Below are 12881 nucleotides of genomic sequence, written 5' to 3' on the forward strand. Positions count from 1 at the left end.
GCTCGGGTCGGTGCCAGCGATATGAGCGTGCCCGCCAGCGTGCTGCCCTGCGCCAGCTGCCACGGGCTTGACGGGCGTGGGCGCGCCGAAGGCGGGGTACGCCCACCCAGCCTCGACTGGCAACGCCTGGCGCTCGGGCAGGGCGAGCGACAAAGCAACGGTCGCCGCTACCCGGCCTACCGCGACGGCACGCTGGCCCGCGCGATCCAGCACGGCGTCGACCCCGCGGGGCAGCGACTGGACCCCGCCATGCCGCGCTTCGAATTGACCCTGGCTGACCAGCGCAACCTCACGGCTTACCTCAAACGCCTGGGCGATGAACGTGACCCCGGGGTGGAAGCAGGCGTGCTGCGCCTGGGCACCTTGCTCCCGGCCCGTGGCCCACTGGCTGAAGCCGGGCATGTGGTACGTGCCGTGCTGGAGGATGGCCTGGCTCAGATCAACCAGCAGGGCGGCATTCATGGGCGACGCCTGGAGCTGGTGGTCGCCGATGCTGACACCGACCCGGCCAGTGCCGAGCACGCCTTGCAGCGCCTGCTGGACCAGGAGCAGGTGTTCGCCTTGATCACCCCGCTGGTGCCCATGCTCGATCAGCAACTGCCGACACTGCTCGAACAACGGGGCGTGCCGCTGATCGGCAGCACGCCACGCAGCGGCGGCAGCCCTCTGATTTTCGACCCGCTGCCGGGTGTCGCCAGCCAGTTGCTGAGCCTGGCAGCCCATGCCAAGGGCGCCCTCGGCTTGCCGCCAGATGGCTTGCGCGTGGTGTATGCCGGCAACGATCAGGCGGCATTGGCTGAGCAGGTACGCCAACGCCTGCTCCAGCAAGGCTGGACGCCCGCACCGATCCTGGCCTTTGACGGCCAGGCCGTCGATGGCCAGGGTATCGTCTTCGTCGGCCGCGCCCAGGCCTTCTCCGCGCTAGCCCAGGCGCTGCACGCCGAAGGGCGTGCGCCATACCTGCTCGCCGCCTCCAGCCAGGTGGCGGTAGCGGTGGCCAGCTTGCCAGCGCAGTGGTCGCAACGGCTGTTCCTGGCCTACCCGTTCTTGCCCGATGACTGGACCGAGCAGGGCATGGCGAGCCTGGCTGGCCTGCAACAGCGCAAGGGTCTCGACCCACGGCAGGCGTCGCTGCAGGTCAACGCCCTGTGTGCCCTCAAACTGCTGACGGAAGCCCTGAAGCAGATGGGGCGCGATGCCAGCCGCGAACGGCTGGTGGGCGCCCTGGAGCGCCTGCACGATGTCGATACCGGCCTGACCCCGGCGCTGGGCTTCGGCCCCGGCAGGCGCCAGGGTATGGCTGGCGCCCATGTCGTCGCGGTGGCGCTGCCCGGGCCGCGCTTCAGCGCCGTCGCTCCGTACCGGCCGTTGCCGGACAGCCCTTGAACGGAGGTGCTCATGCGATTGCTGTTGCTGTGCCTGCTGCTGGTGGCCGCCAAGGCGAGCTGGGCCGACGTACCCGCTGCGCGGGTCAACGGCGTGACTATCGACCAGCTGCGCCTTGAGCGCTATTTTTCCGAATATCTGCAGGCACAGGGCAGGGCAGTGGCCAGCATTCGTAATCCGACGCTGTACAAGCGCCTGCGCGAGCAAGCACTGGATGAACTGATCGACAAGGAATTGCTCTGGCAGGAAGCCCAGCGCCAGGGTATTCACATCAGTGATGAGCAGGTATCAGCGCAAGTCAGCGAAGTCGAAGCAGCCTTCGCCAGCCCGGCACTGTTCGCAAGGCGCCTGGCAGATGCAGGATTCGATCGCGCAGAGTACGCTGATTACATGCGCCGCGAGCTGGCCGCGCAGCGGGTGTATGCTCAGCTCAGCGCGGTAGACGAACCCAGCCAGGCCGAAGTTGCGGCGTTTTACCAGGCCAACCGGCAAACCCTGCAAGGAGCGCAGAACCAAAGTGTTAGTGCATTGGTCATACCCGAACCAGCCCTGCAACTGGCCAAGGCTGCGCTCATCGGCCAGTTGCAGGCGCAGGCGCGCCAATCCGTGCGCCAACGTTTGCGCGAATCCGCTACAGTGGAGATCGCTGACTGACGCCCTTGAACGGGTTTCCCCAAAGCTGGGGAATAGCGCTTTGGCAAAGTGCCATCAGTTTCCCCGGATGTGGGGAACAAGGCCTGCGCCTGCGTCGTGGGGTGTGCTGCAACCCAGTGGGATCAAAGACTTACAGTGGTGCGAGAAGACAATTCATGCCTGGCACGAAGCCTGCTCTAGCCTTGTCGAGGCCGCACTTCGCAACCCGGGTAACCGGGCAGTATTTGGGAGTCGACCTTGGTGAAGAAAGTATTGGTAGTCGATGACGAACAGACCCTTGCGCAAAACCTGCAAGCGTACCTGCAGGCGCAAGGCCTGGAAGTTCACGTCGCCCACGACGGTGCCAGCGGTATCGAGCAGGCTCAAAGCCTGGCACCGGAGGTGATTGTGCTGGATTACCGCTTGCCTGACATGGTGGGGTTTCAACTCCTGGAGACCGTGCGCAAGAACAGGCAGTGCCATTTCGTGCTGATCACCGCTCACCCGACTGCCGAAGTCCGTGAGCGAGCTGCCGAACTTGGCGTCAGTCATGTCCTGTTCAAGCCGTTCCCGTTGGCCGAACTGGCCCGCGCGATCTTCGACCTGATGGGCATCGAGCGCCGGCGCAGGGCCACTGACGATCCAGCCGAAGGGTTTGTCGAACGACGCCAGAACAGGAACGAATCGTTCCCCTTGCAGTTGTACGATGGCAGCTGGGTGTTGGCCGATCGCCGCCGTAATGGCGCCAAGCCCCCAGGACCTGACGACGAACAACTGCTCACCGGGGAATAGCGGCGCCCGCTGCCCTGGCCAAGCCAGCCCGCGACGCGCCCCTGAGCGGAGTCGCAGGCCATGGCAGACGTATTCGATACAGGTGCAGGCAAGTACAGCGCCTACCCCCGCGACCTCCTGGCCCAGGCCCGCCTGCAAGCGGGCGACGAGCGTCTGCTCAACTGCCTGGAGCGCCTGGCCAACGACACCCCCGACCGCTTCATCCAGCGCCTTGGCCTGACCCTGCATTACCCGGTGCTGGCTACCCAGCTACTGCTGGCCAGCACTGCGCGCTTCGACACGGTCAGCCTGGCCCAGTGCCTGAAGCACGAGTTCGTGATGATCGAGCAGGACGGCCAACTGATCGGTGTGTTCGCCGACCCTTTCGACCATGCCCGCCTGGCCTGGATCGACGACAACCTGCAAGGCGCGCCGCTGTACCTGGCCCACGCTGCCGACCTGGCCACCTTTCTGGCCCGCCACGAAGAAAGCTTCCACGCCGTCGATGCCCTCGATCATGGCCCGGAAACCAGCGGTGAAAGCGACCCGCTGCAACGCCTGTCGCTGACCAGCATCAGCGAAGACCAGAGCAAGGTGGTGAAGCTGGTCAACTCGACCCTGTACGACGCGCTCAAACAGCACGCCAGCGATATCCACCTGGGGATGACTGGCCAAGGCCTGGTCATCAAGTACCGCATCGACGGCGTGCTCAATGGCGCTGGCAAGGCCAGTGGCAGCGCCTTCGCCGATCAGGTGATCTCGCGCATCAAGGTCATGGCCGAGCTGGACATCGGTGAAAAACGCGTTCCCCAGGACGGCCGCTTCAAGGTAGCCATCGGCGAGCGGCAGATCGATTTCCGTGTGTCGATCATGCCGAGCATCTTTGGTGAGGACGCGGTGCTGCGGGTGCTCGACAAGCAGGACCTGTCCGACCGCGTCAGCGGCGTGCAGCTACAGGCCCTCGGTTTTGCCGAGCAAACCCTGTGCGCCCTGCGCCGGCTGGCCTGCGAGCCCTATGGCATGATCCTGGTCACCGGCCCCACCGGCAGCGGCAAGACCACCACCCTGTACGCCATGCTCAGCGAGATCAACCATGGCGTGGACAAGATCATCACCATCGAAGACCCGGTCGAATACCAGCTGCCCGGCGTGCTGCAGATTCCGGTCAACGAGAAGAAAGGCCTGACCTTTGCCCGTGGCCTGCGCTCGATCCTGCGCCATGACCCGGACAAGATCCTGGTCGGCGAGATCCGCGACCCGGACACCGCACAGATCGCCGTGCAGTCGGCGCTGACCGGCCACCTGGTGTTCACCACCATCCACGCCAACAACGTCTTCGATGTGATCGGCCGCTTCAGCCAGATGCAGGTCGACCCCTACAGCTTCGTCTCCGCTCTCAACGCGGTGCTGGCCCAGCGCCTGATCCGCCTGGCCTGCCCGCACTGCTGCACACCGTGCGAGGTCGATGACCAAGCCTTGGCCGCCTCGGGCCTGACCCGCGAAGCGGTCAGCGGCTGGACATTCGTTCGCGCCCAGGGCTGCGGCCAGTGTCGTGGCAGCGGCTACCGCGGCCGCAGCGCGATTGCCGAACTGCTGCACCTGGACGACGACCTGCGGCAGATGATCGTCGAACGCCGCCCCCTGTCGCAGATCAAGCAGCTGGCCTGCCAACGCGGCCTGCGCCTGCTGCGTGCCTCGGCCCTGGACCTGGTCCGTGATGGCCGCACCACACTCGAGGAGATCAACCGTGTCACATTCATCTGATCGTGGCTCTTACAAGTACAGCGCCGTGCTCGGCGCTGACGGGGTCGGCCTGGGTCGCTCGTGCGGCAAACAAACGCAGTGGCTTGGCAGCCGCGCATTCACCTGCGAAGCCGCGCAACCGGCCTGGGAAGCGGCCTTGCAAGCCTTGGCTGCACTGCTGGCCGAACACGCCGTCAAAAGCGCCCCGTTGCGCGTGCTGCTGTCGGCGCGTTACAGCCGCTTCTGCCTGGTGCCGTGGAGCGATGCCATCGGCCAGCCTCGCGAGCTGGATGCCTACGCCCGGGCCTGCTTCGAGCACCTCTACGGCCAGTCGCTCGGTGACTGGCGCATCGTCCTTTCGCCGGAGCCCGCCGGGGCCGCACGCATCGCCACCGCGCTGCCCGAAGCCCTGCTGCTGGGCCTGCAGAGCCTGGGGCGGGAAAACCGCCTGAGCCTGCGCTCGGTGCAGCCCTACCTGATGGCCGCCTACAACCGCTGCTCGGCGCAGCTGGAGCAGGGCGACTTCCTGTTCGTGCTCGCCGAACCACGCCGCAGCGTACTGCTGCTGGCCGCTGGTGGTGCCTGGCAACAGGTGCTGGCCCAGGGCTGCGCTGACAGCGACCAGGCCCTGCAGGCGCTGATCGAACGCACCTGCGAGTTGTACGGCGAGCAACTGCCACGGGTGTACCTGCATGCCGCAGGGCGCGGCGACGTCCCGCAACTGGCGGCTGTGCAGCTGTGCCAGCCCGCTGGCGACAGCGACCCGCTGTGCGCCATGTGGCGGGCGGTGGCCTGACATGCGCCGCCTCGACCTGGAATTTCAGCCCCGTCGCAGCGGCCCGTTGGCCTGGTCGCTGCTGGCCCTGGGCGCAGTCGCAGTCGCCGGGCTGGTGCTGGTGCAACAGCAGCTGCAGGCCGAGCAGGCAGACCTGGAAACCCAGCTGCACAGCCTGGAACTGCAACTGGGCCGCCGCCCGGCCCCGGTCGCCCCGCAGAACAGCGCCGCCAGCCGCGAGCAGGCCGAACGCCTGGCGCAGATGCGCAGCGTCTCGCAGCAACTGCAACGGCCCTGGCAACAGCTGTTCGCCATGCTCGAAGCGCAGCCACAGGAGGACGTGGCACTGCTGACCCTGACACCGGACGCCCGCAAGGGCCAGGTGCGCATCACCGCCGAGGCTCGCAACCTGGAAGCGATGCTGCAGTACCACCAGCGTCTGGAGCAGAGCGACGAGCTCAGCGATGTGTCGCTGCTCAACCACGAAGTGGTTGCCGGGCAGCCCGAGCACCCGGTGCGCTTCAACCTCACCGCCACCTGGGAGACCGGCCATGCGCGTCCCTAGCCTTATCCTCCACGAGCAACTGCGCCGCATCGGCCCGGTCGGCCTGGGCGCCGTCGCCGTCGCAGCACTTGCCGTCGGTATTGCGCTGGCCGGTGTAGTGCCCGAGTGGCAGGCCGTGCGCGAACTGCGCGCCAACGAAGCGGATGCCAGCGTGCAGGTCGAACGGGTCAAGCGCGGCGAGCTGAAGATTGCCGTCAAGCCCGAGCAACAGGCGCTGGACAGCCTGCGCCAGCAGCTGCCCGGGCAGCCTGAAGCCAGCGAGCTGATCGAGCGCCTGTATCACCTGGCCAGTGCCGAGCACATCAGCCTGGCGCGCGGCGAGTACGCCCTGGGCGTCGACCCCAAGACCCAGCTGTCGCGCTACCAGATCATCCTGCCAGTACGCGGCAGCTACCCGCAGATCCGCGGCTTTCTGCGCGGCCTGATCGGCCAGCTGCCGACCCTGGTGCTGGAAGACCTCGAACTCAAACGCAAATCCATCGGCGACACCGAGCTCAACGGCCGGGTGCGCCTGACCCTCTACCTGTCGAGGTCGTGATGAATACACAACGCGCAGTGATATGGGTCGGGTTCCTGGGCATCAGCGCTGCGTTGGCGTGGGCACCGGGCCATTGGTTCCAGCAGCAAGACAGCGTTGTTCCCTTCGCGGGCTCGCCCGCTCCCACAGGGTCGGCGTCGCCTGCGGAACCTGTGGGAGCGGGCGAGCCCGCGAAAGGGCCGACAAGGGCCTCCAGGGATCTGTTCCCAGCCCAGCAATGGACCAAGCCACAAACCCTGGCCACGGTCACCGAACAACCTGTAGTCGCCGCACCCGTCGTAGCGGCGGCCCCTACCGCCCCGGCGCTGCCGTTCCAGTTCGTCGGCCGCATGGGCGACCGCGACGACCTGCAGATCTTCCTGCAGAGCGGCGAAAAGCTCTACGTCGTGCGCAAGGGCGACGTGATCGACAGTACCTATCGCCTCGACAGAGTCTCGGCCAATGAGCTGGACCTGGTTTATCTGCCTTTGCATCAGTCACAGACCTTGTCTGTAGGGAGCGCACCATGAAGTCGTCGAAACCGTGCAAGCCTGCTCCGTTCATGCTCCTGGCGCTGTGCGTGGCCATTGCCGGCTGCGGCTCCAGCGGGGTGCGCAAGGACAGCGCCGAGCTGATGAAGGAGGGCCAGTACGAGGCCGGCATCGCCCGCCTGGAAGAGGCCTTGAGCGAGAACCCGCGCGACACGGAGCTGAACATCGCCCTGGCCCACGGTCGCCAGGCAGCGGTGGAAGCGCTGATCAGCCAGGCGGATGCCGACCGCATCCGCCATGACTTCACCAGCGCCCGCACCGGCTACAGCCGGGTGCTGACCCTCGAGCCGAACAACCGCCGTGCCCAGGAAGGCATCCGCCATCTGGAGCTGATCCGCACCCTCGACGAGCGTGTCGCGCTGGGCCAGGCTGCGCTGCGCCAGGGCGACCTGTTCGGCGCCGAGCGCTACATGCGCGAAGTGCTGCGCCTGGACCCACAGAACCAGAAGGGCGTGGCCCTGCGCACCGACATCGAGAACGTCCAGGCCCGCACTGCAACGCCTTACCCGCAGCTGCGCAGCAAGCTGGAGCGTCCGGTCACCCTGGAGTTTCGCGACGCCGGCCTGAAGACCATCTTCGAGGTGCTGTCGCAGGTCGCCGGCATCAACTTCATCTTCGACAAGGACCTGCGCCCGGACATGAAGGCCACCATCTTCGTGCGTGACGTGCGCATCGAGGACGCCGTGGCGCTGCTGCTGGAGCAGAACCAGCTGCGGCAGAAGATCGTCAACGACAATACCTTGCTGATCTACCCCGATTCGCCGCAGAAGACCAAGGACTACCAGGAACTGGTCATGCGCACCTTCTACCTGACCAGCATCGACGCCAACACCGCGCTGAACATGGTCAAGACCATGCTCAAGACCCGTGACGTGTTCGTCGACGAACGCCTCAATACCCTGACCATGCGTGACACCCCCGACGCCGTGCGCATGGCCGAAAAGCTGCTGCAGTCGCAGGACCAGTCCAACCCCGAGGTGGTGCTGGAAGTGGAGGTGATGGAAGTCGCCACCTCGCGCATCCTCGACCTTGGCCTGCAATGGCCCAACACCTTCGGTGTGCTGACTGACGACGGCAACCCGGTCAGCGTGCTCGACCAGCTGCGCGGCATCAACTCCAGCCGTATCAGCATCTCGCCGGCACCGCAGGCCAAGATCAATGCCCAGGACAAGGACATCAACACCTTGGCCAGCCCGGTGATCCGCGTCAGCAACCGCGAGCAGGCTCGTATCCACATCGGCCAGCGGGTACCGATCATCAGTGCCACTTCGGTACCGTCCACCCAAGGCCCGGTGATCACCGAAAGCGTGACCTACCTGGACGTGGGCCTCAAACTCGAAGTGCAGCCGACGGTGCACCTGAACAACGAAGTGGCGATCAAGATTGCCCTGGAAGTGAGTAACGCCACCCCCCTGGAGGCCACCCGCCAGGGCACCATCCCGGTCCAGGTCGATACCCGCAACGCGCAGACCAGCCTGCGCCTGCACGACGGCGAAACCCAGGTGCTGGCCGGCCTGGTGCGCAACGACCACAACGCCGCCGGCAACAAGATACCCGGCCTCGGCGACATCCCTGGCCTGGGGCGGCTGTTCGGCAGCAACAAGGACGACATGAGCAAGTCCGAGCTGGTGCTGGCGATCACCCCACGGATCGTGCGTAACCTGCCGTACCAGAGCCCTTCGGACATGGAGTTCGGCACCGGCACCGAGTCGAGCATGCAGGTGCGCCAGGCGGCGCCGCTGCCCGTGCGTGATGTGCCAGGCGACGTGCCGAGCGATAGCCAGGACAGCGCCCCGGCGATCCAGAGCCAAGTGGCCACTGCCCCAGCCACCGTTACTGTGAGCCCACGGCCATGAAACGCCGCCAGCAGGGATTCAGCCTGATCGAAGTGGTGCTGACCCTGGCCCTGCTCGGGATGCTCGCGACCATGGCTGCACCGTTGACCGAGACGGTGGTGCGCCGTGGCAAGGAGCAGCAGCTGCGCGAGGCGCTGTACCAGATCCGCGACGCCATCGACGCCTACAAGCGCGCCTTCGACGCCGGCTACATCGAGAAGCGCCTGGATGCCAGCGGCTACCCGCCGAACCTGCAGGTGCTGGTCGATGGCGTGCGCGATGTGCGCAGTGCCAAGGGCGCCAAGTTCTACTTCCTGCGGCGCATTCCTCACGACCCGCTGGTGGCGGCCAGGAACCAGGACGAAGGCGGTTGGGGCCTGCGTGCGTACGCCAGCAGCCCGGACAACCCGCGTGAAGGCGAGGACGTCTTCGACGTGTATTCCAAGGCCCGCGGCAAAGGCCTCAACAACATCCCTTACGGGCAATGGTGACAGCCATGAAACGCAGCAAAGGCTTCACCCTGATCGAATTGCTGGTGGTGATGGCGATCATTGCCACGCTGATGACCATCGCCATGCCGCGCTACTTCAACAGCCTGGACAGCTCCCGCGAGGCCACCCTGCGCCAGAGCCTGGCAGTGCTGCGCGAAGCCCTGGACCATTACTACGGCGACACTGGCCATTACCCGGATTCACTGGAGCAACTGGTCGAGCAGCGTTACCTGCGCAACACCCCGGTCGACCCGATCACCGAGCGCAGCGACGCCTGGCAGCTGGTGCCACCGCCCGAAGGCGTGGCCGGCGGCGTCGCCGATATCAAGAGCGGTGCCACAGGGAGGGCGCGTGATGGCAGCCTGTTCGCGGAATGGTAAGGCCAGCGCCGGCTTCACCTACCTGGGCGTGCTGCTGCTGATCGCGATCAGCAGCGTGGCCCTGGCCGCTACCGGCACGGTGTGGTCGAGCGTCGCCCAGCGCGAGCACGAGCGCGAGCTGCTGTGGGTCGGCGGCCAGTATGCCCAGGCCCTGCGCAGCTACTATCGCGCCTCGCCAGGCCTGGCCCAGTACCCCAAGGAGCTGGCCGACCTGCTCGAAGACAACCGCTTCCCGGAGGCCAAGCGGCACATCCGCCGACTGTACCCGGACCCGATCACCAACAGTGACGACTGGGGCCTGCTGCGCGCCATCGATGGCCGTATCACCGGGGTGCACAGCCGCTCCGACGCCACGCCGTTCAAGCGCAGTGGCTTCGACATGCAGTTTTCCGGTTTCGAAGGCCTGGAACATTACAGCGACTGGCAATTCGTTGCCGAGCAGGCCTTCAACGAAAGTGCCGGCGGCGCTCGTACCCATGCCGGCCCGGGAGATACGCCATGAAATGCCTGCAGGCCCTGTGCCTGAGCCTGCTGTTGGCAGCCGGGACGCCGGGCGCAGCCATGGCCGACTCCGAGGACGAGATGAAGGGCTTCATCGTCGACAACACCATCTCGCACATAGGCCACGACTTTTACTACTACTTCGCCGACCGCCTGCGCGCCACCAGCCGGCTGGATTTCAACCTGGTGGTACGCGAGCGCCCGGATGCCCGTTGGGGCAGCCTGGTGACCGTGGAGTTCGACCGTGACGTGCTGTACCGGCGCTTTTTGCCACCGAACGTCACGCAATTAAAAGAAGAGGCCGTCGCGGCCGCCGACCTGGTCAAGCAGGAAGTCATCCAGCGCAAGCTGCAACGGCTGCTGCAGGACACCACTGATCTGGATAGGGATGAACTATGAACATGTGCATACCCCGTTGCCTTGCGGCTGGCCTGCTGTTCGGCGCCTGCGCCGTCCACGCCACCGAACTGGTGTACACCCCGGTCAACCCGGCGTTCGGCGGCAACCCGTTGAACGGCACCTGGTTGCTGAACAACGCCCAGGCGCAGAACGACTACGACGACCCGGACCTCAAGGACCGCGCATCCGCCTTTGGCGGCACCTCGGCCCTGGAGCGCTTCAGCAACCAGCTGGAGTCCCGCATGCTGTCGCAGCTGATGGACAACATCAGCAACGGCAAGACCGGCAGCATGGCCACCGACGCATTCCTGATCGATGTCATCGATGACTCCGGTGCCCTGAGCATCAAGGTCACCGACCGCGTCACAGGAGAAACTTCGCTCATTGAGGTCAGTGGCCTGAACCCCTGAGAGGGACGGGTCGTTTAGCTGGGGAGAGAGCACCATGAAACGCTTGCTGAGCACTTTAGTGATTGTCGCCACACTTGCCGGCCTGCAAGGTTGTGGCCTGCGCGAGCCGATGCCGGCCGAACAGGACACGGAAACCCCGACCCTGACGCCGCGGGCCTCGACCTACTACGACCTGATCAACATGCCGCGTCCCAAAGGGCGCCTGATGGCCGTGGTGTATGGCTTCCGCGACCAGACCGGGCAGTACAAGCCGACCCCGGCCAGCTCGTTCTCCACCAGCGTCACCCAAGGGGCGGCGAGCATGCTGATGGATGCGCTGAATGCCAGCGGCTGGTTCGTGGTGCTGGAGCGTGAAGGCCTGCAGAACCTGCTGACCGAACGCAAGATCATCCGTGCTTCGCAGAAAAAGCCCGACGTGCCCGAGAACATCATGAGCGAACTGCCCCCGCTGCAGGCCGCCAACCTGATGCTTGAAGGCGGCATCATCGCCTACGATACCAACGTGCGCAGTGGCGGCGAGGGTGCCCGTTACCTGGGCGTCGACATCTCCCGCGAGTACCGGGTCGACCAGGTCACGGTCAACCTGCGCGCCGTGGACGTGCGCACCGGGCAGGTGCTGGCGAACGTCATGACCAGCAAGACCATCTACTCGATCGGCCGCAATGCCGGGGTGTTCAAGTTCATCGAGTTCAAGAAGTTGCTGGAGGCTGAGGTGGGGTACACCACCAACGAACCGGCGCAGCTGTGCGTGCTGTCGGCGATCGAGGCCGCGGTGGGGCATCTGCTGGCCCAGGGCATCGAGCGGCGCTTGTGGCAAGTGGCGGGGGATCCGGCGGAGGGCAAGGCAGAGGTGGACAAGTTCCTTAGCCAGAACCAGCAGCAGTGAATGGCTTGGGTGGTTGGCTTGAAATTTCTGGCGCCTGTGAGATCGAGCGCCGCCCGCGCGGCGCATCGCGGGCAAGCCCGCTCCCACATTTGTTTCGGGCCAGTCACTCCTGTACCGCCAACAGGATCTGCCTTGGTGCATGACTGGAGACAGGTGGAGCGGCATCAGCGCCCACCGAGATGTATCGTCGTGCCAACAAGGCGGTCCCTGTTGGCGGCACAGGAGAGACTGGCCCGAAACAAATGTGGGAGCGGGCTTGCCCGCGATGCGCCGCGCGGGCGGCGCTCGATGTCAGCCCCCACCCAAAGCTTGAGCCCTACACCCCTAGCCATACCCCGATCCGCCCAGCCATTTCCCCAGCATCGACCGCGTCAGCAGGAGAGGACGTGGCGGCCGGCAAGAGAAGTGTTACTGCACATGCCCTTCGCTTGAAACGCTTCCCCGACACCGGTAGTCTTTGCCCGCTGCTGTAAATCCAGCAGTCGGGTTTGGTCACCCGCAATCATCAAGGCGCACAAGCGCCCGCTCTGCGATACAGTTGGCGCTTTTTTGTGCCCGGCTGTTTCGTTTTATGGCGGCTGTGCGTGGGGCGCCTCCGTGCGCGCCGGTTTCCTTGATTCCCGGTTGACCAACCCGCGTACAGTCGCCACCCATTCGTTTGGTCACGTTGTGTGGCGGCTCCATTGAATCAAGGAGCGACACAATGACAAAAGGCTTACCTGATCCTCCCGTACGCGCCACCACGGCGGCCTCCAGTTTCTCTACCTGTGAATGCAGCCATCCGCCATTGTTTGCCGTGCGCTCGGGGGTGGATTACGAAGATGCGCTGGTGCACCTGTCAACGCTGCTCAAAGGGGCGTTTGCGACCAATCTGAAGGCCCTTGAGCTGGCCAAAGGAACCTGTCGTGATCTGTTGTTGAGCAATGACCATGGGCTGGATTCGGCCAAGGCGGTGGTGGAGGCGTTGCTGGATGGGGTGGAAAGGCAGCAGTTGGCTGGGCGGAAGATGGTGCCAGGTATCTGACGGCTGGCCGGCCC

General features: G+C 65.5%; 16 protein-coding genes. All 16 read left to right on the forward strand.

All coding sequences use genetic code 11. The features are described from left to right. The first annotated feature begins 21 nt into the window (after positions 1-21). The gene (locus ACTORR_RS27355; RefSeq protein WP_409521019.1) at positions 22-1386 is read left to right on the forward strand and encodes a cytochrome c/ABC transporter substrate-binding protein; all 1365 of its coding nucleotides are present in this window, start codon (positions 22-24) and stop codon (positions 1384-1386) included. Between the two features lie 12 nt (positions 1387-1398). Next, complete coding sequence (locus ACTORR_RS27360; protein WP_313364848.1) at positions 1399-2040, forward strand: SurA N-terminal domain-containing protein; 642 nt, start codon at positions 1399-1401, stop codon at positions 2038-2040. Between the two features lie 237 nt (positions 2041-2277). Next, positions 2278-2811, forward strand: coding sequence for a response regulator (locus ACTORR_RS27365; protein WP_054885282.1), 534 nt, complete (start codon positions 2278-2280; stop codon positions 2809-2811). A 60-nt stretch (positions 2812-2871) separates the two neighbouring features. Next, entirely contained in the window at positions 2872-4554 is a 1683-nt protein-coding gene (locus ACTORR_RS27370; RefSeq protein WP_054885281.1) for a GspE/PulE family protein, read from the forward strand. Beyond that, positions 4538-5329 (forward strand): hypothetical protein, encoded by a 792-nt coding sequence (locus tag ACTORR_RS27375; RefSeq protein WP_054885280.1) that lies wholly within the window; start codon positions 4538-4540, stop codon positions 5327-5329. Before ACTORR_RS27370 ends, ACTORR_RS27375 begins: the two co-directional genes overlap by 17 nt. A gap of 1 nt (position 5330) precedes the next feature. Then, complete coding sequence (locus tag ACTORR_RS27380; RefSeq protein WP_262110255.1) at positions 5331-5873, forward strand: PilN domain-containing protein; 543 nt, start codon at positions 5331-5333, stop codon at positions 5871-5873. Further along, positions 5860-6411, forward strand: a complete 552-nt coding sequence (gene pilO / locus ACTORR_RS27385; RefSeq protein WP_313365678.1) for a type 4a pilus biogenesis protein PilO — start codon at positions 5860-5862, stop codon at positions 6409-6411. Before ACTORR_RS27380 ends, pilO begins: the two co-directional genes overlap by 14 nt. Next, on the forward strand, positions 6411-6920 hold the full coding sequence (locus ACTORR_RS27390) for a hypothetical protein (protein WP_313365679.1): 510 nt from the start codon (positions 6411-6413) through the stop codon (positions 6918-6920). Before pilO ends, ACTORR_RS27390 begins: the two co-directional genes overlap by 1 nt. Further along, positions 6917-8797: a secretin N-terminal domain-containing protein gene (locus tag ACTORR_RS27395; protein WP_054885276.1), complete on the forward strand. Its 1881-nt coding sequence runs from the start codon at positions 6917-6919 to the stop codon at positions 8795-8797. The genes ACTORR_RS27390 and ACTORR_RS27395 overlap by 4 nt, the downstream gene beginning before the upstream one ends. Beyond that, on the forward strand, positions 8794-9267 hold the full coding sequence (locus ACTORR_RS27400) for a type II secretion system protein (RefSeq protein WP_054885275.1): 474 nt from the start codon (positions 8794-8796) through the stop codon (positions 9265-9267). The genes ACTORR_RS27395 and ACTORR_RS27400 overlap by 4 nt, the downstream gene beginning before the upstream one ends. 5 nt (positions 9268-9272) lie before the next feature. Continuing rightward, positions 9273-9647, forward strand: a complete 375-nt coding sequence (locus tag ACTORR_RS27405) for a type II secretion system protein (protein WP_054885274.1) — start codon at positions 9273-9275, stop codon at positions 9645-9647. Continuing rightward, a complete protein-coding gene (locus tag ACTORR_RS27410) occupies positions 9622-10149 on the forward strand; it encodes a type II secretion system protein (RefSeq protein WP_054885273.1) in 528 nt (175 codons plus the stop codon). Before ACTORR_RS27405 ends, ACTORR_RS27410 begins: the two co-directional genes overlap by 26 nt. Then, a complete protein-coding gene (gene csgE / locus ACTORR_RS27415) occupies positions 10146-10547 on the forward strand; it encodes a curli production assembly/transport protein CsgE (protein ID WP_099814001.1) in 402 nt (133 codons plus the stop codon). Before ACTORR_RS27410 ends, csgE begins: the two co-directional genes overlap by 4 nt. Beyond that, positions 10544-10957 carry a curli assembly protein CsgF gene (locus ACTORR_RS27420; protein WP_054885271.1) on the forward strand — a complete coding sequence of 138 codons (414 nt, stop codon included), beginning with the start codon at positions 10544-10546 and terminating at the stop codon, positions 10955-10957. Before csgE ends, ACTORR_RS27420 begins: the two co-directional genes overlap by 4 nt. Positions 10958-10991: 34 nt before the next feature. Then, the gene (locus ACTORR_RS27425) at positions 10992-11843 is read left to right on the forward strand and encodes a CsgG/HfaB family protein (RefSeq protein WP_054885270.1); all 852 of its coding nucleotides are present in this window, start codon (positions 10992-10994) and stop codon (positions 11841-11843) included. A gap of 787 nt (positions 11844-12630) precedes the next feature. Next, the gene (locus ACTORR_RS27430; protein WP_054885269.1) at positions 12631-12867 is read left to right on the forward strand and encodes a hypothetical protein; all 237 of its coding nucleotides are present in this window, start codon (positions 12631-12633) and stop codon (positions 12865-12867) included. Positions 12868-12881: the final 14 nt, after the last annotated feature.

The sequence above is a fragment of the Pseudomonas sp. SAR267 genome (genome assembly GCF_052077595.1).
In the GTDB taxonomy this organism is placed as follows: Bacteria; Pseudomonadota; Gammaproteobacteria; order Pseudomonadales; family Pseudomonadaceae; genus Aquipseudomonas; species Aquipseudomonas vlassakiae.

Bases quoted from the DNA above. Each gene is read 5' to 3' on its own strand.
- pilO (WP_313365678.1), top strand. From the start codon at position 5,860: ATGCGCGTCCCTAGCCTTATCCTCCACGAGCAACTGCGCCGCATCGGC.
- ACTORR_RS27405 (WP_054885274.1), top strand. From the start codon at position 9,273: ATGAAACGCAGCAAAGGCTTCACCCTGATCGAATTGCTGGTGGTGATG.
- ACTORR_RS27390 (WP_313365679.1), top strand. From the start codon at position 6,411: ATGAATACACAACGCGCAGTGATATGGGTCGGGTTCCTGGGCATCAGC.
- ACTORR_RS27395 (WP_054885276.1), top strand. From the start codon at position 6,917: ATGAAGTCGTCGAAACCGTGCAAGCCTGCTCCGTTCATGCTCCTGGCG.
- csgE (WP_099814001.1), top strand. From the start codon at position 10,146: ATGAAATGCCTGCAGGCCCTGTGCCTGAGCCTGCTGTTGGCAGCCGGG.
- ACTORR_RS27360 (WP_313364848.1), top strand. From the start codon at position 1,399: ATGCGATTGCTGTTGCTGTGCCTGCTGCTGGTGGCCGCCAAGGCGAGC.
- ACTORR_RS27355 (WP_409521019.1), top strand. From the start codon at position 22: ATGAGCGTGCCCGCCAGCGTGCTGCCCTGCGCCAGCTGCCACGGGCTT.
- ACTORR_RS27410 (WP_054885273.1), top strand. From the start codon at position 9,622: ATGGCAGCCTGTTCGCGGAATGGTAAGGCCAGCGCCGGCTTCACCTAC.
- ACTORR_RS27370 (WP_054885281.1), top strand. From the start codon at position 2,872: ATGGCAGACGTATTCGATACAGGTGCAGGCAAGTACAGCGCCTACCCC.
- ACTORR_RS27420 (WP_054885271.1), top strand. From the start codon at position 10,544: ATGAACATGTGCATACCCCGTTGCCTTGCGGCTGGCCTGCTGTTCGGC.
- ACTORR_RS27380 (WP_262110255.1), top strand. From the start codon at position 5,331: ATGCGCCGCCTCGACCTGGAATTTCAGCCCCGTCGCAGCGGCCCGTTG.
- ACTORR_RS27400 (WP_054885275.1), top strand. From the start codon at position 8,794: ATGAAACGCCGCCAGCAGGGATTCAGCCTGATCGAAGTGGTGCTGACC.
- ACTORR_RS27425 (WP_054885270.1), top strand. From the start codon at position 10,992: ATGAAACGCTTGCTGAGCACTTTAGTGATTGTCGCCACACTTGCCGGC.